At 41.5% G+C, this 23,562-nt stretch carries 19 protein-coding genes; 11 read left to right on the forward strand and 8 right to left on the reverse strand.

The features are described from left to right. Window positions 1-3: 3 nt before the first annotated feature. Genes ACSFC1_RS10300 through fliE form a run of 5 tightly spaced genes read left to right on the forward strand, consistent with a single transcriptional unit; the run spans window position 4 to window position 2,622 of the window. Window positions 4-921 carry a DUF1177 domain-containing protein gene (locus ACSFC1_RS10300; protein WP_435566096.1) on the forward strand — a complete coding sequence of 306 codons (918 nt, stop codon included), beginning with the start codon at window positions 4-6 and terminating at the stop codon, window positions 919-921. 3 nt (window positions 922-924) lie between these two features. Then, complete coding sequence (locus ACSFC1_RS10305) at window positions 925-1,485, forward strand: cupin domain-containing protein (protein ID WP_435566097.1); 561 nt, start codon at window positions 925-927, stop codon at window positions 1,483-1,485. A gap of 46 nt (window positions 1,486-1,531) precedes the next feature. Beyond that, window positions 1,532-1,909 (forward strand): flagellar basal body rod protein FlgB, encoded by a 378-nt coding sequence (flgB, locus tag ACSFC1_RS10310; protein ID WP_435566098.1) that lies wholly within the window; start codon window positions 1,532-1,534, stop codon window positions 1,907-1,909. A 4-nt stretch (window positions 1,910-1,913) separates the two neighbouring features. Next, window positions 1,914-2,327 (forward strand): flagellar basal body rod protein FlgC, encoded by a 414-nt coding sequence (flgC, locus tag ACSFC1_RS10315; RefSeq protein WP_435566099.1) that lies wholly within the window; start codon window positions 1,914-1,916, stop codon window positions 2,325-2,327. A gap of 4 nt (window positions 2,328-2,331) precedes the next feature. Next, entirely contained in the window at window positions 2,332-2,622 is a 291-nt protein-coding gene (gene fliE, locus ACSFC1_RS10320) for a flagellar hook-basal body complex protein FliE (RefSeq protein ID WP_435566100.1), read from the forward strand. On the opposite strand, the gene ACSFC1_RS10325 is transcribed toward fliE, so the two are convergent. The 8 genes from ACSFC1_RS10325 to ACSFC1_RS10360 are packed head-to-tail and all read right to left on the reverse strand — an operon-like array spanning window position 2,603 to window position 12,488. Continuing rightward, window positions 2,603-3,901 (reverse strand): glycosyltransferase, encoded by a 1,299-nt coding sequence (locus tag ACSFC1_RS10325; protein WP_435566101.1) that lies wholly within the window; start codon window positions 3,899-3,901, stop codon window positions 2,603-2,605. The two genes, fliE and ACSFC1_RS10325, sit on opposite strands and share 20 nt — an antisense overlap. Continuing rightward, window positions 3,898-4,734 (reverse strand): MurR/RpiR family transcriptional regulator, encoded by an 837-nt coding sequence (locus tag ACSFC1_RS10330; protein WP_435566102.1) that lies wholly within the window; start codon window positions 4,732-4,734, stop codon window positions 3,898-3,900. The genes ACSFC1_RS10325 and ACSFC1_RS10330 overlap by 4 nt, the downstream gene beginning before the upstream one ends. Beyond that, entirely contained in the window at window positions 4,722-5,903 is a 1,182-nt protein-coding gene (locus ACSFC1_RS10335) for a glycosyltransferase family 2 protein (RefSeq protein WP_435566103.1), read from the reverse strand. Before ACSFC1_RS10335 ends, ACSFC1_RS10330 begins: the two co-directional genes overlap by 13 nt. Window positions 5,904-5,905: 2 nt before the next feature. Then, window positions 5,906-8,440, reverse strand: a complete 2,535-nt coding sequence (locus ACSFC1_RS10340; protein ID WP_435566104.1) for a glycoside hydrolase family 38 C-terminal domain-containing protein — start codon at window positions 8,438-8,440, stop codon at window positions 5,906-5,908. Then, entirely contained in the window at window positions 8,437-9,510 is a 1,074-nt protein-coding gene (locus ACSFC1_RS10345) for an ABC transporter ATP-binding protein (protein WP_435566105.1), read from the reverse strand. Before ACSFC1_RS10345 ends, ACSFC1_RS10340 begins: the two co-directional genes overlap by 4 nt. 13 nt (window positions 9,511-9,523) lie before the next feature. Continuing rightward, on the reverse strand, window positions 9,524-10,318 hold the full coding sequence (locus ACSFC1_RS10350; RefSeq protein ID WP_435566106.1) for a carbohydrate ABC transporter permease: 795 nt from the start codon (window positions 10,316-10,318) through the stop codon (window positions 9,524-9,526). After that, window positions 10,315-11,172 (reverse strand): carbohydrate ABC transporter permease, encoded by an 858-nt coding sequence (locus ACSFC1_RS10355; RefSeq protein WP_435566107.1) that lies wholly within the window; start codon window positions 11,170-11,172, stop codon window positions 10,315-10,317. The genes ACSFC1_RS10350 and ACSFC1_RS10355 overlap by 4 nt, the downstream gene beginning before the upstream one ends. 53 nt (window positions 11,173-11,225) lie before the next feature. Further along, complete coding sequence (locus tag ACSFC1_RS10360) at window positions 11,226-12,488, reverse strand: ABC transporter substrate-binding protein (RefSeq protein WP_435566108.1); 1,263 nt, start codon at window positions 12,486-12,488, stop codon at window positions 11,226-11,228. Window positions 12,489-13,105: 617 nt separating this feature from the next. Here ACSFC1_RS10360 and ACSFC1_RS10365 point away from each other — a divergent pair. The 6 genes from ACSFC1_RS10365 to ACSFC1_RS10390 all read left to right on the forward strand — a co-directional run bounded on the left by ACSFC1_RS10365 (window position 13,106) and on the right by ACSFC1_RS10390 (window position 23,499). After that, entirely contained in the window at window positions 13,106-14,371 is a 1,266-nt protein-coding gene (locus ACSFC1_RS10365; protein ID WP_435566109.1) for an MFS transporter, read from the forward strand. Window positions 14,372-15,041: 670 nt separating this feature from the next. After that, complete coding sequence (locus ACSFC1_RS10370; RefSeq protein ID WP_435566110.1) at window positions 15,042-15,308, forward strand: hypothetical protein; 267 nt, start codon at window positions 15,042-15,044, stop codon at window positions 15,306-15,308. Between the two features lie 379 nt (window positions 15,309-15,687). Continuing rightward, window positions 15,688-15,894, forward strand: a complete 207-nt coding sequence (locus tag ACSFC1_RS10375; protein WP_435566111.1) for a hypothetical protein — start codon at window positions 15,688-15,690, stop codon at window positions 15,892-15,894. Between the two features lie 1,032 nt (window positions 15,895-16,926). Continuing rightward, window positions 16,927-20,031 (forward strand): DUF499 domain-containing protein, encoded by a 3,105-nt coding sequence (locus tag ACSFC1_RS10380; RefSeq protein WP_435566112.1) that lies wholly within the window; start codon window positions 16,927-16,929, stop codon window positions 20,029-20,031. Then, window positions 20,031-20,600 carry a DUF3780 domain-containing protein gene (locus tag ACSFC1_RS10385; protein ID WP_435566113.1) on the forward strand — a complete coding sequence of 190 codons (570 nt, stop codon included), beginning with the start codon at window positions 20,031-20,033 and terminating at the stop codon, window positions 20,598-20,600. The genes ACSFC1_RS10380 and ACSFC1_RS10385 overlap by 1 nt, the downstream gene beginning before the upstream one ends. A 13-nt stretch (window positions 20,601-20,613) precedes the next feature. Continuing rightward, a complete protein-coding gene (locus ACSFC1_RS10390) occupies window positions 20,614-23,499 on the forward strand; it encodes an anti-phage-associated DUF1156 domain-containing protein (RefSeq protein WP_435566114.1) in 2,886 nt (961 codons plus the stop codon). Window positions 23,500-23,562: the final 63 nt, after the last annotated feature.

Genomic DNA, 23,562 nt, shown 5'->3' on the forward strand with positions numbered 1-23,562 from the left:
ACGATGCTCTTTCAAGTTGAGAGAGTTATGGAGTTACTCGACAGTCCAAAGGTCGACGGAAGGTCGGTGTGTGATCTGTTCAGTGATTACGAAGGTGTGGATGCACAGTACGAACGAGTGGTTACCGCTCGCGGTAAGACAGACATAGTGAGAATAACAATACAGGGGCTGAACAAAGATGCGCCAGTTCTTGGTATCGTTGGTCAACTTGGCGGCGTTGGAGCAAGACCAGAGATGGTTGGTTTGGTGAGCGACGCAGATGGAGCGATCGCAGCTTTGTCGGCAGCTTTGAAGATTGCACAGATGAGAAAGGTCGGGGAGATTCTTCCAGGCGATGTCTACGTTGCAACACACATCTGTCCTGATGCGCCGACGATTGAACATAAGCCTGTGCCCTTCATGGACTCTCCCATTGGCGTGAAAGAGTCCCTGAAACTTATGTTGAACAGAGATTTAAATGCCATTCTTTCATTGGACACAACTAAGGGAAATCGCATTGCCAAAAGGAGGGGTTTTGCGATTTCTCCAACGGTGCTCAGAGGTTATATACTAAAGGTAGCAGATGATTTACTCGATGTGTACGAAAGAGTATGTGGAACGATGCCGTTTGTTCTACCAATAACAATTCAAGATATCACACCCTATGGGAATGGTGTGTATCATATAAACAGTATAATGCAACCTTGTACTGTTAAACTTGATGTTCCCGTTGTAGGCGTGGCGATCACCACAGAGACAGCGGTGGCGGGGTGTGCAACAGGAGCTTCACACGAGACAGATATAGAACTTGCGGCTCGTTTTTGCGTTGAAGTGGCAAAATATTTCGGTTCTGGTAAAATAAAATTCTACGACGAAGGAGAATTCAGCAGGCTCAGAAATCTATATGGTGATTTGACTTTCTTGGTCGGGAAAGGGGTGTGATATATGAGTGGTAACGAACTTGACAACATTGGTCAAAAGATAAGGGCACTGAGACAGTCGAAGAGTATGACCGTTAGAGAACTGGCAAAGTTGACAGGTGTCACACCAGGTTTGATAAGCCAAATCGAACATGGCAGAGTTTCACCATCGCTTGGCACTCTTAAAAAGATACTTGCTGCACTCGGTGAAACTATTATCTCTTTGGTAGAACAAGACGTTGGCGAACAAGCGATGAAGGGAATTGTTCGAAAGAGTGAAAGAAGAAGGGTTTTCGTATCTTCGGGTCTTACTTACGAACTTCTTTCGGCAAAGAACAAGGCTTACTCGATGTTTGTTTCATATCTTGAACCAGGTCACGACAGTGGTCAAAAGTTCTATTCACACGAAGGAATCGAATCTGGCATCGTTATTCAAGGCTCTGTTGAGATCTCCTTAGGGGATAAAACTATCTTGCTCAACGAGGGTGACAGCATAACCTATCCATCTACGATACCGCACAAATGGAGAAATGTTGGAAAAGTGACTGCTGTGGGAATCTGGGTGGTGAGTCCGCCGAGCTTTTAGGAAAAAGAAGGTCTCTTGTAGAACAGATACTCAGGGAGTGAAAAGGTTGTACAATGCGAATTTTCAGATAATAAAAACAGCTATGGATGTAGCAATGCTCAGGCAAAACGTCCATGCCCAAAACGTAGCTAATGCCGAGACACCCGGCTATAAGAGAAAATACGTTGTCTTTGAAGAGTTACTTCAAGAGTCTTTGAAGTTACAGCTCTCTAACACTAACAAATCGCACATTCAGAGGGTTCAGCAGCCAGTACAACCCCAAGTGAAGCAGGAAGAAGCATTTTTTTACAAAAATGACGAAAGTGGTGTAGATATAGATTTCGAGATCTCGCAGATGACAGCCAACGGTCTGAGGTATGAGGTGCTCTCCAGATTGATGTCTAAGAACATAGAATTCTACAACATAGTGCTGAGGAGCGTGTGATTTTATGAATGAGTTTCTAACGCTCAACGTGAGTGCCTCAGGAATGACGGCACAAAGGCTTAGAATCGACGTGATCTCCAGCAATATAGCTAACTCGGAAAGCACGAGAACCGAGCAGGGTACTCCATACAGAAGGCGAGTGCCGATCTTTTCAGAGTATTTGATGGGCGTAGGTAAGATCAAGAGCAGTGGTGTGAAGGTTACAAGAATCGAAGAGGATCCATCGCCTTTTAGGTTGGTTTATGATCCAACCCATCCCGATGCCAATGAAAATGGTTATGTTAGTATGCCGAATGTAAATGTGCTCAGAGAAATGGTAGACTTGATTAGTGCACAGAGATCTTATGATGCCAATGTGGCTGCTTTTAATGTAACAAAAGCGATGATCAGTAGTGCCCTTCAGATAGGGAGGGGATGATTGAATGATCGAGAGAATATCTAATGTTAATCAGAATGTGAGTTCATTGGGGCAGGGTTCACAGAAAAAGAGTGAGGTAGATTTCGCAAGTATTCTAAAAGATGCTCTTGACAAGGTGAATCAAGTACAAAAAAGCGCAGAACAAGCCTCTGCAGACTTTGCACTTGGAAAGATAAGCAACATACACGAAGTCATAATCGAGGCAGAAAAGGCGACAATTGCGCTGAGGCTCACTAACGAGGTGAGAAATAGGATAGTACAAGCGTATCAAGAGATCATGAGAATGCAGCTTTGATGAGAACTTCTTTCACCTTTTCTTGCAAGCTTTGCAAAGAAAGATACTTTTTGCCTATTTCAAAGTTGCGTTGAACTTTTTCTTGTAGAAGTTTTTCGTTATAAAGTAACATCTTCAGTTCTGATGCTGCTTTCTTTAGTACAGTGTTTTCAACTTCATACAGAGCTTTTTCTTTGTTGTAGATTGCTCTGTCAGACAAAGAGATGAAATCAAAACCAAGCGGCGCGATATCTGACTTATAAACAGGGTATTCAAAGACAACCAAAGGTTTTCTTGCAAAAACTGCTTCGATCAACTGATTGCCCCATCCTTCTAACAGTGAAGTGTAGGTCACTGCATCGGCGATGGCGTACATGTCCCAAAGTGAGTAATACTTTCTATCATCAAGATATCTACTCTGTCTCACCATTTGGTGGGCAAAGTGTGTTTTAAAACTCATCTGCTGTGATTTTTTCAAAAGTCTTTCGTAGTATCCCAAGGACTCTTTTTCGGCAAAACCAGCCACGACAAAGTGGACTGTTCGATCTTCAATCTTCTTGAATTCCTCAACAAAATCCATAGCTATCTCTATGGCTTTTCTCTCGACGATCCTTGTGCCGTGCAAGATCACCAGATCATCTTCACCTATAGCGAGTTTCTCCCTAAGATCTCTGTTGTAGTCATCTATCACCCAGGCAGGTTGGTCAAAATCAAAGACATTCGGTATAACCGTTGATTCAATTGCTTTGCGTTGAAGAAGCTCTCTTTTTGCCAGAGTGTTGATCGTTACATGAAAGATGTTATCACTCTTTGGGGGAAAGTAATTGCTTAAAATCTCTTGAACAAATTGGTTCTGAGGCTTTGAATATCTTTCTCTCTCCCAGTAAAAATCATGGTGATGTCCCAAGAGTTTTATTCTTTTTCTTTTTGCGTAGCAAGTTACAGCAACAGCCGCAGCGAGATTGAACCCCAACGAGAGTACGTTGTTCACTACGAGAAGATCTATCGGCGGTACACTTTCTTCAAGTTCTGTGTAGATTCGCTCAACATATTCTTCAAAGGTTTTGATGAAGCTTTCTTCATCTGTTGAGAGTTTCTCAAAGGCATTGGTGTGAATCCACAGATTGGTTTCGTTTTTCATCGACAGCGATGGTATCTCTACACCTGCAACTTCCTTTAGTTCTCCAGCGATGTAAATAACTTCGTGTCCCAATCTCTCAAGAACTACCTTCCATTTATCCATCTCAAGAGAAACACCGTCCGTTTCTCCAACTCTGAAGTGCAAAAGCCCTATCTTCATTCTCTTTCACCTTCGTATCTTTTGGGCTTGAGAACTTCTGAAAGATCATCCAAATAATCTGTCTTATCTGCAAGTGTGTTTTTGAGGATCATTTGAAAGAGTATCTCAACAACCGCCATTTCTCCAAGGTTTCCTCGCAGAAATTCATACTTTTCAAATCTTGCAACGGGGCTGTAAAGAGTTATCTGCGCGGTAGATGAGAGCGGTGAATTTATTCCAGCGGTTATTGCAACGGTCTTTGCCCCGACGTCTCTTGCGACCTGTGTTGATTTTACCGTGTCTCTGATGTTCCCGCTGTGGCTCACAGATATCACAAGGTCTTTCTCACACAAACCAGTTGCCACAATGACCTGGACGTGTGGATCGTTGTAATAAAAGGATGGAATTCCCAAAAGTGACAGCAGCAAGCTTCCATACTCGGCTACAACTGCCGAAAGCCCCACACCGAAAAAGATCGTCTTTTGTGAGTGAACAACCCACTGTGCAACCCTTTGTAGGTCTTCTTTCTTCAGGACAGTCTCTAAACGCTCTACGAGTGATTTTATCTGCGCTATGTAATCTTCAAAGGTGTCTTTTGTGCCGTAAGCAGCGACTTTTGCACCACTGGTCTGCTTGGTGAGCTCTATCTTGAAAGACTGATAGCCGTCGAACTTCATCTTTCTAATCAACCTGTATATGGTGGTTTCGCTTACGCCCACTATTCTTGAGAATTCTGTTATCGAGTAATGAATCACATCATCGGGTCTCTCCAATATGTAAGATGCAACCTTCTTCTCAGTTTCGCTCAATCTGTCGTAAATACCAAGCAGATAATCTAATATCAACCAAACCACCTCTTAAGAAACTCCTTTTTGCGATCTCTAAACAATTCGAGCTGTTCTTCAATGAGTCTTTCAGCCTCTTCACTACTCATATCTTTGGTTTTTTCAACAAAATCTGCAACTCTTGCAAAGTAAAATGGCAGGAGCTTCAGAACTGTCTCTTCTTTTCTTGTCTTCTTGTATTCTAATGCAGCACTGTAGACTGTTTCAACCCAATCGATCGGCTGAATCGTACCTGTGTTGATAACTCCTTCGACGATCTGCTTTGAAACAAAATGAAGATCTTCTGCTTTTTCTTTCAGCTCGTTCTTTGCCCTTTCTTTTAGAGCTTTTAGATCAACAACGATCTCTTCTACGTGCTGGGTGGGTTGCTCTCCGTATACCTCAGTTGCTGTGAGTTCTTCAACGGCTTTCCATCTACTTTCGTATTCAATCATCAGATCAAAGAGTGTTTGAACCACTTGAATGAACATGCCCTGAAGATGTTTACCAGGGTCTTTGACATCGTGCACCTTTGCTCCAAGCGCAGCTTGCATTGGTCTCTTTGAGGACTCATTAATTGCAATGGTGCTCATCCATATGTCGATACCGAATTTGGCTACATTTGTTTGCCACACAGAGGCAGGTTTTTCCAAATAGACTTCAAAAAGTTCTCTACCAACGCCGAAATCACCGCCGATTGGCTGGCGAACCTTCACACCGTACAATGCACAGGTGAGTGGGTAACAGATGTTGTTCGTTATTGTGCCATCGTATTTGTGTCTGAGATAGAGCGGTGCGATGTACTGTGTCTTACCATCGAGAATTGGTTTTGCAAGTCGCTCAATCCACCACGGCTCGACGCTTCTCAAATCTGAGTCGAGCATTATGAAAACCTTCGCTTTCACTCTGTGGGCAATCTCAAAGAGTGCACGAACAGCACTGCCTTTGCCAGAAAATCCTTTGTATCTGATAGAGAATTTTCTTACAGGCTCGGTTTGAACCGAAAGAAACCGTTCGATCGTTCCATCGGTAGAACCACCATCTGAGTTGGCGATCAAGCCTTTCAGCCCAAGATTGGTTATACCTTCTGCGGCAACTTTTGCAACGTGAGCAATCGTTTGTGCGTTGTTGAAGCTTGGTATGCCTACGACAATTTCACAATTCTCAAGATCTTCTGGCAGATCGTTGTAATACTCCATGATCATTCCTCCTTTTGCAGTTCAACTATGTAGTCATAGATTCTCTTTTTTGATCTTGCTTCATTCAACTGTCTCATCAGTTTCCTTGGCATTCTTCCCTTGATCAGTTCTCTTGAAATTTTTAACTCCAGCAAGGTTCTGCTTTGAGTGAGAAAGCCATGCATCAGCGAATGATAAGTTTTGTTTTCGAGATCAACTTTTTGAAGTTTATCTCTAAACTCTTCGATCTCTTTCTCAACCTCATTGATCATTTTGTTCAGTGTGTTGATATCTTTGTCACTCTTTCTTGAATGAGCGTTAAAGTGTGGAAAAGACGGAAAATCAAAGGTCTTGAACTTGATAACTTGCTTTGCTCTTGCTTTGAAGATTTTCAATTCAACCGAAGATACCTTGCCAGCTTCTAAACCATCGATGGTTTTTGGGAATGGATTGTATACTGCAAGCCTACCGTTTTGTTCACAAACCCACGGTAGCTGACTTGAATATAAAGTCATCGTATCAGAATCACCCATAGCAGAAGACAGACTGAGGCGTATTGGTGAGTCATCGAAAAGGTAGTACCACTTCATAAACTGGGATGATCTTGCATCTTCTTTCAGCTCACAGATGGCTAATTCAAAATCCATGCAACCTTCACACCTTGCGCCAGGTACGAGCATCAAAGGTCCTGCATCGCCACTTCGACCTTTAACCTCTTTCTTGGCTATCCACTCAACACTCCTGATGAGAGTGATTTTTATCAAACCTTCTTCGTCGACCTCATATTCATGAACCCCACGCGCCATGACAGCTTTCGTTTTCTCTTTGTTTGAAAGCGCCACAAAACCCTGGAACGGAAATTTCGAAGCAAAACCAGTCTCTCGCGCCGCAAGCAAAACTCTTTCAAGTTGCCGATCGACTTTTTCTGTCAACAGATCTTTGTCCTTCCTTTCCCTTTGAACGATCTCAAATGACATCTTTGCAAAGACTTTGGAATCTTTATCTTGTGTTTGAACTGCGAAGATCAGTGTGTATTGTTTGCCTCTCGAATCTACCTTTATTTGCCACTTGATCAAAGGTGATTGGTCAAAGATCACCCTTTCTTGAGTCTTTATCAGAATACCTTTTGCCTTCAAAGTTCTCTTTAAACTCACTACTTTATGGTTTTTTCCAGTTCTTTCGGTCTGTATATTTTCCAAATAAACAGAGAAATCTACATCTTCTGTGAAGGTTGAATAGGCATCACCGAGTTCTTTTTGAAGCATTAAGATACCAGTGACGATGCCATTGACTTTCAAAGTTCCATCTTCTTGAAATTGTGCGGTGTAATAATCGTTCTTGAAACTCAATGAAAGATCATCACTGTGTTTGTCAAAGTCTTTGATTTTGAACAATCCTACCCCACTACTTTTCAATCTGTAGCAGGCTCTATCGTTTGCATACCAAAGATCGTAACTGTAAGGTGAGAAAGACAGTGCGTAGGTGCCCTTTCGAAGATCTGTCCTTTTCAAGAGTTCTTCGAGTTGTTCTCTCAAATTCTTTCTCAGATTCACATAGAGCTTTCTGTACGTCTTTGACATGCTTTCATGCACCAGATCTATTCCAACACCACAGATGTTGTCGTGCACAAGTGTTTTCAAGTACTCTCTGTATAATTCGCCTTTTTGCTTTGAACTGAGCAAACCAAGAAACTCGGTGTATCTTAGAAGTTTCTCAACTGCATAAGATTGCCTCTTCAAATAACTTCTTGTAGAAAGCGTCCCTGGAAAGACGCACGCATACTTACCACTGAGCAGTTCTCCAGTCACATTCGGAAAGTTCAATGACTTTGAAAAGGCTTTCTCAATCATCATCTTTGGTGAAGAAAGAGAAATTCCTCTGAGTACCATAGAAGGATCTTCAGGCTTTGTTTCTAAATCGTACCCATCCAGTAGGGGTATCTGGTCTGACTTAGAAAAAGGCTTTAGTTTCTCTTTTTCGTGATGTAATCTTTTTTCTGCTAAATCTTTTGTCAATCTGAGTCCGTACAGGTTTCTATAACCACCCAAAAGAAAGATGCATCTGACTTGGGAACCATCGACAGAGTGCCACAAAAATTCCAGCGACGGTTCAGCCATCCTTACACCTCGCCATAGGAAGATATCTTCAACACCATAGATCTTCAGTATCTGTGGAAGCTGTGAAACAAAGCCAAAGTTGTCAACAGCCCAGGCTACATGGTTTGACACACCGAAGTTCTCCATATCTTTTTTGCCTATTTCTAAGTTTTTGAGAATCGCAGCTTCTGAGGACAATCTAAAATCTATCTGTGCATAGAATGGACCTATCAGGAGATTTCCTCTTTCAACAAACTTTCTTACCTCTTTTTCTAAATCTCTTGACTCTTTAAGAAGGTCTTCCAGAATCAGCGTTTGTCCATCGAGAACATGCACATAACTTCTGTTCTGCTCGATTAATTTGAAAAGATTCTCAAAAAGCTCTCTGAGCCATTTGTTTGTGACAGATGAAGGAGCAAACCATTCTCGGTCCCAGTGAGTGTGGCAGATGAGATGGTTCAAAGTTCAATCCTCTCCTCTGTAGACGGATCGAAAAGATGTACAGCATCAAGATCGATGTTGATCTCTATCTTTTCTTCTTCTTTCACAGAAAGATCGTACGGTACCTTGGCAACAATGCTCTTATCTTCATTTAAGGATAAATGCAGTACTGTCTCAGACATCAGTTTTTCGGCAAAATAAACCTTCGAAGTTACAGGTACTGATCTACTCTTCTTTTCGAGAGATATGTGCTCTGGTCTGATGCCCACGATGACATATTCTCTCTCTGGATTTCTTTTTAGTGGTATACTCATGCCAAAACCTTCGGCAAAGAACTGAGTGTCTTTGGAAGTTACCTTCATTTTTAGAAAATTCATCTGTGGTGAGCCAACAAATCCTGCAACAAAGATGGTTCTGGGTTTTTTGTATATCTCTTCTGGAGTACCAAACTGAATTATTCTTCCTGCGTTCATCACTGCTATCTTGTCTCCCATAGTCATCGCTTCCGTTTGATCGTGTGTAACGTAGATCGTCGTGACCTTCACTTGTTCATGGAGCTTCTTCAGCTCACTTCTCATTCTCACTCTCAAAAGCGCATCCAAGTTGGAGAGAGGCTCGTCCATGAGCAAAACAGATGGTCTGTGAACGATAGCTCTCGCCACGGCAACTCTCTGTCTTTGACCACCAGAGAGTTGTGACGGAAATCTATCCAGCAATTCGGTTATGTGGAGCAGTTCAGCTACCCACTTTACTCTCTCTTCTATCTCTGATCTTTGTACTTTTTTCAATCTGAGAGGATACGCTATATTTTCCTTAACTTTCATATGTGGCCAAACAGCATAACTTTGAAAGACCATCGCAACATTTCTATCTTTTGGTGCTATCTGACTCACATCTCTCTCATCGAAAAGGATTCGTCCGTCGGTCAACCTTTCCAGACCAGAGATGCATCTCATAAGGGTTGTCTTTCCGCAACCAGACGGTCCAAGCAAGACGACGAAAGTACCATCTTCAACAACAAGGCTTACACCATCGAGGGCTTTCACAGCACCAAAGTACTTCTTGACGTTTTCTACAGTTACTCTTGCCAACTGTATCACCTCGTCATTTGAGGGAGATTCCCCACATTGATATCAAGTATTTCCTTATGATGAATATAAAAACCATCGCGGGAACTGCCATGATCGTTCCTGCCGCAAATTTGAAATAGTCAGGAGAAGCCATCGCTGTGCTCAGTATGTGTGCAGGCAGCGTCCTATTTGTTATAGCCAACACAGAGGCTGCAAAGACCTCATTCCACGACATGATGAAGGCAAAGATTGCAGACGCAGCAAGCCCAGGCAGGGCAAGCGGCATGGTGATTCTCAAAAAGGCACCAAATCTTGAAAGACCAAAGATCATACCTGCTTCTTCATATTCCACAAAGACACCAGAGAATATACTCGAGGTTATCAGAACAACAAAGGGCAGAACCATCGCAGCGTGTGAAAGTCCCACACCAATTACGGTGTCTGCCAGATTCAACCTCAGATAGATTGTCACAAGTGAAACGGCTATCACAACGAGTGGTATTGATCTTGTAAACAACATCAAGAGCTTTAACAGATTCTTTCCACGAAAGACAAACCTGGTCAAGGCATAGCCTGCTGGAATACCGAGTGCAAAGGAAATTGCTATGGCTATCAAGGCAACTTGGAGACTGACCAACAGAGCTCTCCACCCACCGAGATTCACGAGCAATTTGAGGATGTGCTCAAAGGTCAGTTTGCTTGGAAAGATCTTCCCCATCATATAGAAATCTGAAGAAGGAGTCAGAGAAGCCAAAAACACGAAGAACAAAGGTCCCAAGAACCACAACACAACGCCAACAAAGGCAAGCACGTAAAAGAACTTTCTCATGCCCTAACACCTTCTTCAAGGTATTTGGAACGAATCGTCCCAATGTAGAACCAGCCCACTATGAAGGTCAGTACTGCTATGATCAAAGCATAAGTGCTCGCCACATTTCGGTTGTTCATAAAAACGTACCAGTAATAAGTTTCACCAGCCAGCACGGTGATATCTCTACCCGCCAAAAGCCACACAACACCAAAGATTTGAAATGCGAAAAGTGTTCTAACAAGCAGCGCCGAGACGATCGATGGCTTGAGTAGAGGTAATGTGATCTTTGTGAGTTTCTGCCAAGAAGAAAATCCAAAGACATCGGCAGCCTCTAAGTATTCTCTGTTTATCGATTGCAGACCAGCAAGCAGTATGACAAAGACCAGTGGGGTAGCCCTCCAGACCTCCGTCAAAACTATGACCAAAAACTCTCGAGATTTGAACATATATCCAAAGAAGTACATTGGGTACTCTATCCAGTTCAATTTCATCAAGATCTTATTCAAATAGCCATTTGGAGCAAAGATCGAATAACTTATCAACGCCGCTGTAACATCACTTAGAGCAAGCGGTGTGGCGATTATGTACAAAAGCACATTGTAGCCTTTGAATTTCTTGTTTACCAAAAGTGCAAGTGCCATTGCCAAAACAAACTGAATTGGTATAACCACAGCACCTAAAAGTATCGTGTTGAAAAATGCATTCCTGAAGTCCCTTGAGAGAAAGACATATTTGAAGTTTTCAAGCCACCCTTTTGGATTGCTGAATGAAAGCTGAAAGGTTCCAATGATTGGATAACCAATGAAAACCAAAAGGTATGCAAGAGCGGGCAGTAGCAACAAAAGCGGTGTTAAGCTCTCTGCTCTTCTCATTCAAGTCACTCCCAAGAACGTATATGCAGGTGGCAGACGCCACCTGCAGTTATTTAGAACAGACTTGAGTCTGGTTCAGGCAACGGTGCTCCAACTTCTTTGAACAGTCCTCTGATCTTCTCACCGAGTTCTCCTATAACCTTGGCTGGGTCTTCTTTGTTAAAGACAATTCTTGTGAAAGCCTGTCGATAAGTTTCGTTGAACTCTCCACCTTTTGCTCCAAGTCCAGGTATGAAGGAGATGATTGAATCAGCTGCAGCAGATTGGCTTACAACGCCTTGTGCGAGGATCTTCAAACCACCTTCGGGAATCTGACCGGTTGCCTCTTGAACTACTGGGAAGAACCCAATATTTTCTAAGATTGCTGTCTGAGCCTTTGGACTGGTCAGGAAATCCAGAAGTTTCAATGGCTCAGTCATATCTGCACCTTTTGGAACTGACAGACCAACCAGAACGATTATGTAACCTCTTCCCATCGGACCACGTGGAACTGGAGCAACGACAAAGTCATTGGGTCTTTCGACGATCGCTTGTTTTATTCTGGCAGTGTGATCCCACGCTAAGAGAACCTCTTCTCTAAGAAGTGGTTGGTCCATATTGTCCCAAGTGGTGGCTGCTGGATGAACGTATTTGAACAGTTCACGCAGATAGTTCCACATCTCGATTGCTTTTACGCTGTCAAATTTCACCGCCTGCGCACCTGTGTAGGACGGATAGATATGGCCATGCAGGAACCTGTGCCACAGCCCCTTTGGACCAAGAGGAAAGCCAAGTTGTGGTCTCTTTGTTTTCTCTTGCATGTTCTTAGCCCATTCAAGCAAGTTGTCATAAGTCCATTTTTCTGTTGCGTTCATCACATCATCTTTGGTTAGACCCTTGGGTAAGTAATCAAATGCCTTTTTGTTGATTGCCATCGCAAAGGTTGCCTGCAACCACGGGAAGAATACCTTTTGGTTTCCAGCATAGGTGTACCTTTCAAAGGTTGAAACAAAGGTCTTGCCCTCAAGTTTTACTTGCGAAAGATCTGTGAGTAAGCCTTTTGAACCCATTGTGTAAAGACCACTTTGAAGATCTGCTATGAGATTTAGAACTATCCTTCCAGCCTTTTGCTCAGCTTCAACTCTGCTCAGCAAATCTGTGTACTCAAAGTTCAAAAACTCAATTTCAACACCCGAAGTTTTTGCAAAGTCACCCAGTAATCTGATCATGAACTCTCGTTCAGCCGCAGGTGTCATTTGGGTAGAACCAAAGTTGACCTTTGCCAAGACAAAGACTACAGATAATACCAGCGCAAGAACAACAAACCATCGCCTCATAAAAACACCCCCTTATTAAGTGAAAATATTTTTCGCATAATGGCTCATGATAGAAAATTTCCTACCATCTTTCTACCATATGTTACATATTTTGTCAATCGGTTTAATATAAAACCTTCAAAGTGAACGAAGAATGAAAGGCTTAACTGCTCTGAAACTAAAGCAGGAGAATGCAGGTTCCACTTTGCTTAATGAAGAATATGAAAGATGGCAAACCCAACAAGCGAAGCAGGTGAGAACATTGAAGACAGCTTGAAACAGCTGATAGAGTACCGCAACTGTTCAGAAAAAGCAACTTTCTTGAAGTTGTTGGCTTAACGAAATCTTGATTCACTCGAAGAGTTAGAATCGAGCGGTTGTCATTGCTGCAAGAAAAGAATATCAAAGTCTTTATAGAACACCCAAGACGGTGATGATAAAGAGGAAAGGCATTTCTGTTTAGCATACTCAAGTGTTCAGAAAATGACAGTTTTCTCTTTTCAAAGCAATGGTTCAACAAAATATCTTCAGACAATGTTTTGAGCGAAAATCAACGAAAACTTCAAAATGAGATAAGAGACCTTACTGAAAGTTTGTAGTACGATTCTTTAGGAGAGTGAATTATTCTGTTCAAATTCGTGAAAGGTGCAGAGATCAGAGAACTTACACAAAAGGATTATCGCTGGAATTTCATTGTCAACTGTATCGATAACGCGTTTTTTAGCGTTGGTATGACCTTTGGTTCTGTTTTCACTTTGTTTCCCGTCTTTGCCAAGAACCTTGGTGCATCAAACATTGAACTTGGTCTCATCTCAGCCATAACAAACTTGGGCTGGGGAATACCAGCGATCTGGGGTGCAAAATATGCAGAAAGATCTGCCAGAAAACTGAATCTTGTTCTTAAGGTGACGATGCTTGAAAGAATTCCTTATCTTTTCATGGCACTCATCAGTTTGTATCTGGTCGGTTCTTCATCCAAACTCTCACTGTATCTTTCAATCTCGATGATGGGCATTGCTGTCTTTGCGATGGGTTTTCTGGGACCACCTTGGATGAGCATGATAGAAAAGGTCATTGAACCACAAAGAAGAGGCACTTATTTCGCTATGGGCAGTGGTCTTGGAGCGATACTTGGCATAGGTGGCTCGCTCATTGCAAAGAGTCTGCTGGCAAATCATCCTTTTCCGAAGAATTTCGCTTATGTGTTCTTCGTAGGTTTCATCTTCTTCATGTTATCCCTTCTCTTTCTGGCACTCACAAGGGAAGTTCCAGACAGACGAGTCTATGACGATGAACCTGTTATCGATTACATGCGAAAGATGAAATCTGTTTTCAAAGACAAGAACTTCAAAAATTTCCTCATAGAGAGAATTATCAACAGCTTCACCTTCAGCTCGAGTGGCTTTGTGACGGTGTACCTTTTAAGGAAGCTTTCACTTCCCGATGATGCCGCTGCGATCTTCACGGCAGTGGTTCTGTCTTCTCAAGGTCTTTCATCCTTTGTCTTTGGACCTCTGGGAGACAAAATGGGGCACAAACTGAACTTACTCATAAGCAAGGTCTTTTATGTTTCAGCAATAATTACTGCACTACTCTCTAAAAGTGTAGTTCAAGCTTACGTTGTGTATGCGTTCATGGGTATAGTGAACACGACAGGCAACGTTGGAAGCATGGCAATCACTCTGGACTTAACCTCCGGCAAGCGCAAAGAACTCTACATGGGTTCACTCTATTTCTTGACAGCACCCTTTTCCTTCGTAGCACCGCTGATCTGTGGAAAGATGATCGATGCCTTTGGGTACGGTACACCTTTTTTTATAACGAGTGCGGTAGGCATCTTCAACCTTTTCTATCTTCTCAAATTCATCGTCGATCCAAGAGTGAAAAAGACTACTCAAGATTGATAATCACAGTGTCTTATATTTGCTCACAAGCCATAACTGTTGTGGAAGATTTAAAGCACCTGCTCAAAGACGAAACCACAAGTTATCGACTAATTGATTTTGACGACCAGATGTTCAAGAGCAACTCTATCACAAGCAGCAAGTCAATCTTCATTCGTTCGAAGTCAACTTCTCAAAAGATGTCCATTTATGTGAAATCATCGGGAATTATGAATGCTACGTCCGAAAAATATTTTATGAACCTTCAGCCATCAATCATGAGCTTGCAGAAAATATCGAGGTGCTCCAAGAGTGTGAGATCATGAATTCGAGCATAACAAACAACGTTGAAAAACTTTCGCAGGGAAACTGCAAAAGCCTGTCTTGGCGCAGGACAGAACCTTCAATGAATTATCAGTAAACCATGTCGTTTCGATGTTGAAAGATGATTGCTTTGAAAAGAAGCTCTTTCAGCGTCTTTGAGATCGAGGATTTCTTCATTGTAACTTTTTACCCAGGAAAGGTTTTCTGTCTTTGAACCGCGTTCTGTGAGGTTCATTGTTTTCCTTTTTAGTTACGAAAGGAGTTTCAGACCATCACGCAGAAGATTGATAACTGTGAAGATTCGCTTGATTCTACGTTTCTTTTTATGATAAGATCATTATGTCAATGAGAGGGGGTGCTAACAAAGATGGAAGAGATCTCAGTAAGAACGATAATGGCAATCCTTGTTGGCAAGAGAGAAAAGGCTGCCGTTGAGGTTCAAAAGCTTTTGACAGAGTTCGGTTGCTACATTAAGACGCGTCTGGGGCTCCACGAGGGAGCAGGCGAGAGTTGTTCACCATCTGGTCTGATTATTCTTGAGCTTGTTGGTAGTGAATCAAAACACCAAGAACTCTGTCAAAGATTAAATCTCATTGACGGTGTAAAAGCCAAATGCATGAAGCTTGATTTTTAGGTTGTAGTTAATACGAGATAATGGTGGCGAACAGCAGACGCCACCATTAATTTTGGCGCTCAGTTGGTTTTGAGCGTTTTCTGGTGATGTAATCCTTCAAACAATCTATGGTAGAAATGCCCGAATGGATGCGGCGGTGATTAAGGCGACAGATAAAGGCTACATCGTGGCTGGATACACTTGGTCAAACGATGGTGATGTTAGTAGGAATCATGCTCATGATGATGTTTGGATATAGAGCTCGATGGACGTTGATTGACTGTTTTCTTTCAGCCAAGCTGTGGAAGCTTGTGTTGTTCCAACAAGAGAGAAAGTATAATAATAGAAAAGATAAAGTATAGATTCAATCACATCAACAGCTGCACAGAGGGGGGAGAAAATGAACAAGAAACACTGGATAATGTTCATCGTGTGGATAGGTTTGGGCGTCTGGACACTCTTACCCATACCTGGGGCGAGCAAACCTTGTTTGATAGGATATTACGCACACTGCACGTTCACACCCATCAGCACAGTGATGTGTTTCGTAGCTGCAGCGATAGTCTATTGGCGTGGTAGACGGAAGGGTAAAGAAACCACAAAGTGAGGCTTCTTGGGGTTGAAAGATTCACCGTTATTACAGCTTTAGCATTAGGGCAGCGTAATTGCTGCGCAAGCGTTGTTTTGCCTGCAACAATTCTTGTGCACCAGAACAATTTTCGTTCTTGACAGCAAATAACTGAAGCTGAAGGTAACTGAAAGAGAAAATCAAGACTGTGACATTTAATTCGTGAATCTTCAAACTCTCAGGGCAAGAATTTTATTAAAAGTATACAGATGTCCCTTTTTGTATGTTTTCGGACTTGGCAAGAGAATGGTTTTTTGAAATCAAAAGGAGTGACGGACCAACTTAAGCTTTGTATTAGCAACGGTGGGCTATTCAAAGCAGTGAATTTCAAGAAATAGACAAACTCATAAGCAGTGTGTTGCAAATTGTGGAAAGCAAAACAACGATATTCAAATTAATTTGTTATAGAATATTTTCTACAACGCTCAATCTGTGTGTGTGATCAAAATATTTCAGAAGGAACAAAGCTCAAGGAAGCTTTCGAGTCATTCTAAAGAAGGAAGTGAAGTCTTCAAGACCTAAAGCAGAACAGATGAGGTATTTAATATTTGTTTGGATGCGGCAAAGACAAACAAATTGGTTGTGTTCTGTGCCATCTCACGCAAGAATGGTTTTGCAACTCACGAACCTTGAAGGAAAATCTAAAACACTTGGTGAATCTTATTATACATTGTGCTATGATTGAAAAGGGGAGGGGTTCGTTTCGTCGGAAAACATCATCAAAAATGAGTTTTATTGAGTGTGAAGGTTCATAGGAAATTAAAGGAATATGGATTTGAAGACCTAAGAGTTTCTATCTGTCTGTACTTTTCAATCGAAGGCGGGGAAAAAGTTTCCTATGTAGAGCTTGGGTATATCAAACTTACGATGCAACTGTTAGCCGCTTGTTAAGAAATATGGTCTACAACTTTTCAGGAAACGCGAAGAACAAAAAAGACGGGAATATCTCAGTTGAGAGACTTTATATAGTGATGCTTTGGGAATAATGAAGTGAAAGGCGGGGGATTTAAAATGAAGAGTTTATATGAGCTTTGCGCACCGCGCGAGAGCGTCTTTGATGAAACAAAAAGAGACGACGTGTTAGATCTAACTGATTTAATCGAAAATAGGATAGACCCCCATCGATTTTTTGAGGAAACCTACCTAACCCAGGGCATGAAGATATTGTTCGAAACAGCCTTTAAGCGCTTCCACAGGCAGAATGCCGCAGCTGTAGTTAGGTTGACACAGAGCATGGGCGGCGGTAAAACGCATAACATGATTGCGCTTGGTCTTTTGGCAAAACACCCAGAGTTTCGGGGAAAGATAATGGAGGAAAAGTTTAAGGACAGTCCTCTTGGAAAAATTAAAGTTGTTGCATTCACAGGAAGAGAAAGCGATGTTCCTTACGGTATATGGGGAGCAATCGCGGAACAACTTGGGAGAAAGGAAATGTTCAAAGACTATTATTCACCATTGCAAGCACCTGGGCAAAGTGCGTGGGTGAACCTTTTAAAAGGAGAACCGCTCTTAATTCTTCTTGACGAGTTACCCCCATATTTAGAAAATGCTAAAGCAAAACAGGTTGGCGATTCTAACTTGGCAACGGTAACTACTACAGCCTTGGCAAATCTTTTCAACGCTCTAAACAAAGAAGAACTTTCTAATGTATGTCTTGTTATTTCAGACTTGCGGGCTACGTATGAAAGCGGGAGTGAACTTTTACAATCTTCCTTCAAAGAACTTGAAAATGAGGTCAATCGTTTAGCCATAAATATTGAACCAGTTAATATGACTTCGGATGAAATATATCACATTTTAAGGAAGAGACTTTTTAAAGTTTTACCTTCAGATGTAGAGATAAATGAGGTGGCGAATGCCTATAAACAAGCCGTTTTAGAAGCAAGGCAAATGGGCTATACCAATGTTTCACCTGACCAGATCTTCATCGGGATAAAGGATTCTTATCCTTTTCATCCTTCAATAAGAGACCTTTATGCAAGATTTAAAGAAAACCCAGGTTTTCAGCAGACAAGAGGCTTACTTAGATTAATGCGCATAGTTGTCTCTCAGCTTTATAGAGGTGATAATCCAAAAGCCAAAAATAAATATTTGATAAACGCTTACGATTTTGACTTGAATGACCATGAAATGCTAACTGCGATTACTCAGGTTAAGCCATCGCTTGCCAATGCTATTGCTCATGATATTGCTTCAAATGGAAAATCCGTTGCGGAAATAGTTGATGCAACAATGGGAGAAACCCACATGCAGGACCTTGCAAAGCTTATACTTGTCTCCTCTTTAGCAGATGTACCAAATGCACTTTTAGGACTTTCACTTCAGGAAACAATAGGATACTTATGTGAACCGGGAAAGGATATTACCCGTGTAAAAAGGGCTCTTGACGAATTTGTCATGAGGGCTTGGTATCTTCATACCGACAGAGATGGTAGGTTATATTTCCAAAACACAAGAAACTTAATAGCAGAACTTAATTCTTTGGTGGATTCTTACGATAACGAAAGTGCTAAAAAAGAATTGAGGACCTTCCTTGAGGGAAAATTCAAACCCACTATTGGAGATTGCTACCAAAAGATTTTAGTTTTTCCTGCTGTTGATGAAATAAGGCTTTCTGAAGATAAAGTTACCCTGGTTATATTTGAACCGTATACGGGAGGACCAGGTTTACACCCTGATTTGCAAAAATTCTATGAAAACGAAAAATACAAGAACAGGGTAATGTTTCTCTCGGGTTCCAGGAGCACAATGGAAAAGCTCCTGCATGCAGCTAAAGAACATAAAGCAATTAATGAAATAATTAACAGAATGGAAAACGAAGATAAAGTTCCCGCAAACAATCCGCAATACCAGAAGGCTCTTGAAAAAAGAGACAGGATAGTATTGGAACTTTTGCAAGCAGCGAGGGAGACTTTTACGCAGCTATACTATCCTGCAAAGACTGGTCTTTTAAAAGGTGACTTTTTGATGGAGTTTACGAGTAATGAATATAACGGAGAAAAGCAAATAAGGGATGTTTTAATACAGCGACAGAAATTCACTACGGATATCACAGGCGATACTTTCAGAAGAAAATGCGAAGACAGATTGTTTACCCAAAAAGAAATGCGGTGGAACGATGTAAAAGAGCGAGCAGCTACCAATCCTTCATGGCAGTGGCATATTCCTACCGCACTTGATAATTTAAAAGAGGAGATGCTCAAAAAGAGCATATGGCGTGAAGTTGGTGGCTACATAGACAAAGGTCCGTTCCCCAAAGAAAAGACCAGTGTTCAAATTCAGGAATTGCGAAGAGATGAAGGAACAGGTGAAGTAATCTTGAAAATCACGCCGCTTTATGGAGATAAGGTGTATTATGAAGTTGGCTCTGTAGCAACCGAAGCTTCAAACCTTGTGGAAAATCTGTATGAGTTTAGGACAAAAGAAGTAAAACTTTCGTTCTTATGTGTTGACAGCAGTGGCGAACACGAAACAGGCGAACCAGTCGAATGGGTTAACAAAATAGAACTTAAGTATCGAGAGTACAACAAGGGAACGAGTAAGGTTGTTGAATTGAAATCCATTCCTCCAGTTACCATAAAATACACAACAGATGGTTCTAATCCGAAGGAAAACGGAGGTATATACGAGGGCCAGATCCTAGTCCCTGAAAACTGTACATATGTTGTAGCAGTCGCAGAAGCCAAAGGGGTTTATTCAAATACCCTGGAAATAAAGATAGGCAAGGAAAAGTTCAATGTAGACGTTGGAAAACCGTTGGCACTCAACAAACGTCAGAGAACAAATGATACCAAAGAAACCTATGAAGAACTTGATTTGCTCAAAAAGTACAATGCAAAAATCGGTGATATTATAGTGACTTTTTATAAGGAAAAAGAGACAAACGGCAATAGAAGTTGGTTGGAGTTAACTTTCGATTCTTCTATGAAAATAGATATAGATAAACTCGAAAACACCATAGACAATATAAGAAGCAACTTTATGAACGATGGAGTAATAAATATCAATTTTGAATACGGCACTATCCATTTTAATACTGGCCAGGATTTTTTGGATTGGGTTGCAGAGAAGAAGATGGAGCTAAAAGATTTTAAAGAACAGGAGATCGTTCAATAATGGCAGGCAAAAGACAGGTTTTCGGCTTTGGCTTTATTCCAGAAGAATCTCAGCATCACTTTTTAGTAATTATTCCGAATACCAGCGATGGCAAGGTTATCATTTACGAGCGATTTAAGTGGCAAGATGGTGTTGAAGAGCAGAAGATCGATTTAAACGAAGACAAGCCAAAGGTTGCGCTTTCAAAATACAAATGGAAGCAGATAGAAGAAGATCTAAGAAATGAATTCAATGCAAGGTTAAAGAAAGAAAAACTGCCTGCTGGTAAATGGCATCCTGGACAGGTTCCTGTTCAGCGGCTTTTTGGCAAAGAGATGTTGCTTTTGGCTTGGGCGATAGAGGATTGCGACCCTTCTGTGATACCGACAGCTATAAAAAACTGGCTTGGGCTTTCTCCCGAGGAGCGGTGGTGGCTTTTCACGATGACCAATGCCGCAACAGGTGGGCTAAATGATAAAAGAGGCTGGCGAAAGGCTATAAGATATGCGCTTACCGAAAACCCAGTAGAAGAATCAAACAGGCAATTAGACTTTTTCGACTTGATGCTTCGAAGAAAAACAGACGAGTGAAGGGGAGTCAAAATTGTTTGATTGGAATAAGTCCTTCATTGAGGTTCAATTCCCTGTATCAAAGATTTCAAAGGAAAGCTACAAAGAAAGAAAAGCAGGCAGTGGTCAGACATTGACAGGACTTGGAAAATGGTGGGGCAGAAAGCCCCTTATTCTTGTCAGGGCGGCACTGCTTGGGTTATTGATGCCTGTAAGCGATAATCCAAAAAAGGATATGGAAATATTTTTGAAAATACTTACTATGGATAAAGAAGGTCTGTGGCTTCGCAAAAAACAACCAATTCCTGTTAAAGAGCTATATGAAAATTCGTCCAAAGAGGAGAGAGAAAGGTATTTTGAAAACAACGACGGCAAGATCACATATAATAAAAAGAATGTAACCAAGGAAGAAAAGGAACAACTGCAAAGGCTTGTATTCAATAGGTTGTCTTATGATGAAAAGCTGAAGTACTGCGTAAGACCTGAAGAAATAGACAATCTTCCAGAGTCCGAGTGGAAGGTTATAAATCAGTATTTTGGCACAAATGCAAAAAGCTTACAAGAGCTTGTTCGCGAGCTTGGTATAAAAAGATTTGGAAAAGTCCCAGTTGTCGGCGACTGTTTCTGCGGTGGTGGAAGTGTGCCTTTTGAAGCGGCAAGGATGGGCTTTGATGTGTACGCTTCTGATTTAAATCCTGTTGCCATGCTTTTGACGTGGGCAGCACTAAATATTCTGGGCAGTTCTGAGAAAGAAATTGAAAGTTTAAAAAAGTTTCAAGAAAAGATATTTGAACTTGCGGATGAGCAGATTACTGAGTGGGGGATAGAACATAACGAACAGGGCCACAGGGCAAATGCTTATTTGTACTGCAATGAAACCATATGCCCAGAGTGCGGCTGGAGAGTTCCTCTTGCACCTTCTTGGATTATAGGGAAAGGGACAAAAACCATAGCTATTTTGAAAGAGAACCACGAAACTAAAAGTTTTGATATAGAGATAAAGTCAAATGCAACGGATGAAGAAATGAAACTTGCAGAGAAGATGGCTACAGTGAAGGACAGCAGCCTTGTATGCCCGCACTGCAAGGTTTCAACTCCAATAGCGGCTATTCGAAAAGATAGGATAAAAGAGGATGGTTCAGTAGAATACGGCCTTCGCAGATGGGAAGCTCATGAATTTGTACCCCGCCCCGACGATGTGTTTCAGGAGAGGCTGTATTGCATTAGGTATGAAACACAGGACGGCGCAAGGTATTACACAGCACCTACAGAAGAAGATTTAAAGAGGGAAAAGAAGGTTATAGAACTTCTTGAAGAAAGGTTCAGCACATGGCAGGAGAAGGGATATATTCCAAGTAGCAGCATTGAAGAAGGGGAAAAGACTAATGAGCCTATAAGAACAAGAGGTTGGACATACTGGCACCAGCTTTTTAATCCAAGGCAGTTGTTGGTGCACGGGTTGTTGATGGAGCTTATTGATAAATATGCAAAAACACAAAAGGAAAAGGTAGTATGGCTGTTGGGGGTGAACAAATCATATTATTATAATTCCAAATTATGTATATGGGATCTATCAAGCGAAAAGGGTCAACAAACATATTATAATCAAGCTTTAAATACATTATTCAATTACGTAACAAGATCCTTCACCTCGAATAAAGATAGTGTTTTCATCGAATTATCCAAATTAATAAACAATAATAACTCAAAATGTTGTTTAGATGATGCCAGATTAACTGATTATACATCTATTTTTTGGCTCACCGACCCCCCTTACGCTGATGCCATAAATTACCACGAGCTGTCAGAATTCTTCCTCGCATGGGACAAGAAGATGCTTCTTGATATCTTTCCAGACTGGTATGCCGACAGCAAGCGTGCACTTGCAATAAAAGGGACAGGGGAGAATTTCAAACAGAGCATGGTGGAAGTCTATAAAAATCTGGCAGCTCATATGCCAGATAATGGGATGCAGATAATAATGTTCACACATCAAGACGTCAGTGTATGGGCAGATTTGGCATTGATTTTGTGGGCAGCAGGTTTGAGTGTTACTGCCGCATGGAATATAGCAACAGAAACAGATGCAAGTGGGCTTAAAGAGGGCAACTATGTAAAAGGGACTGTCCTTCTTGTCCTTCGCAAGCAGAAATCCGAAGAAACAGCATACCTTGACGAACTTTATCCAGAGATTGAAAGTGAAGTTCAAAGACAAATTGACATTATGCGAGAACTGGACGACAAAGAAGACCCCAATTTCAGCGATACCGATTACTTACTTGCCGCTTATGCCGCTTCATTGAAGGTGTTGACATCATACAGAAGAATTGAAGATATCGACATCCAGTATGAGCTTTCAAAAAAAAGACTACCAGGAGAAGAATCTTCAATTGAAAAGATGATATACGAAGCTGTGAAGATTGCCTATGATTACATAATACCTAAAGGTTTTGATTCATACACTTGGAAAACGCTGACACCCGAGGAAAGGTTTTATATTAAAGGCTTAGACCTTGAGAAGGACGGGATTTATCAACTGAGCGCATATCAAGAATTGGCAAAAGGTTTTGGCGTTAAGGAATATAAAGGATTTCTTGCTTCTACAAAAGCCAACAGCGCAAGATTGAAAACGGCATTGGAGTTTGGAATGAGGGGACTTACCGGCAGTGACAGATTCAGCAACACGATTGTTAGAAATGTCCTTGCCGCTTTGCACCAAGCTATAAAATCAGAAGACACAACAAAAGGAAGAAACTGGCTCAAAAACGAATTGCCCAATTACTGGAATCAAAGAAATACAATTGTTGAAATATTGGAATACATCTCTGCTTTAGGCAACATAGAGACAATGCCTCACTGGAAAGAGGAAGCAAAATATGCACGGCTTCTTACAGAGCTTGTAAAGAATGATGGGGTATGATGATAGCGAATTGTTTGATAGGAGGTGAACAACAGTTGAAAATAACAATGCAAAAAGGTATAG

The organism is Pseudothermotoga sp. U03pept (assembly GCF_051235805.1).
Lineage (GTDB): Bacteria > Thermotogota > Thermotogae > Thermotogales > DSM-5069 > Pseudothermotoga_B.

What these genes read in the sequence shown, in the direction of transcription:
- ACSFC1_RS10350 (WP_435566106.1), bottom strand. Translation starts at nt 10,318, where the DNA reads ATGAGAAAGTTCTTTTACGTGCTTGCCTTTGTTGGCGTTGTGTTGTGG.
- flgC (WP_435566099.1), top strand. Translation starts at nt 1,914, where the DNA reads ATGAATGAGTTTCTAACGCTCAACGTGAGTGCCTCAGGAATGACGGCA.
- ACSFC1_RS10385 (WP_435566113.1), top strand. Translation starts at nt 20,031, where the DNA reads ATGGCAGGCAAAAGACAGGTTTTCGGCTTTGGCTTTATTCCAGAAGAA.
- fliE (WP_435566100.1), top strand. Translation starts at nt 2,332, where the DNA reads ATGATCGAGAGAATATCTAATGTTAATCAGAATGTGAGTTCATTGGGG.
- ACSFC1_RS10300 (WP_435566096.1), top strand. Translation starts at nt 4, where the DNA reads ATGCTCTTTCAAGTTGAGAGAGTTATGGAGTTACTCGACAGTCCAAAG.
- ACSFC1_RS10380 (WP_435566112.1), top strand. Translation starts at nt 16,927, where the DNA reads ATGAAGAGTTTATATGAGCTTTGCGCACCGCGCGAGAGCGTCTTTGAT.
- ACSFC1_RS10325 (WP_435566101.1), bottom strand. Translation starts at nt 3,901, where the DNA reads ATGAAGATAGGGCTTTTGCACTTCAGAGTTGGAGAAACGGACGGTGTT.
- ACSFC1_RS10360 (WP_435566108.1), bottom strand. Translation starts at nt 12,488, where the DNA reads ATGAGGCGATGGTTTGTTGTTCTTGCGCTGGTATTATCTGTAGTCTTT.
- ACSFC1_RS10335 (WP_435566103.1), bottom strand. Translation starts at nt 5,903, where the DNA reads ATGGAGTATTACAACGATCTGCCAGAAGATCTTGAGAATTGTGAAATT.
- ACSFC1_RS10355 (WP_435566107.1), bottom strand. Translation starts at nt 11,172, where the DNA reads ATGAGAAGAGCAGAGAGCTTAACACCGCTTTTGTTGCTACTGCCCGCT.
- ACSFC1_RS10375 (WP_435566111.1), top strand. Translation starts at nt 15,688, where the DNA reads ATGAACAAGAAACACTGGATAATGTTCATCGTGTGGATAGGTTTGGGC.
- ACSFC1_RS10305 (WP_435566097.1), top strand. Translation starts at nt 925, where the DNA reads ATGAGTGGTAACGAACTTGACAACATTGGTCAAAAGATAAGGGCACTG.
- ACSFC1_RS10370 (WP_435566110.1), top strand. Translation starts at nt 15,042, where the DNA reads ATGGAAGAGATCTCAGTAAGAACGATAATGGCAATCCTTGTTGGCAAG.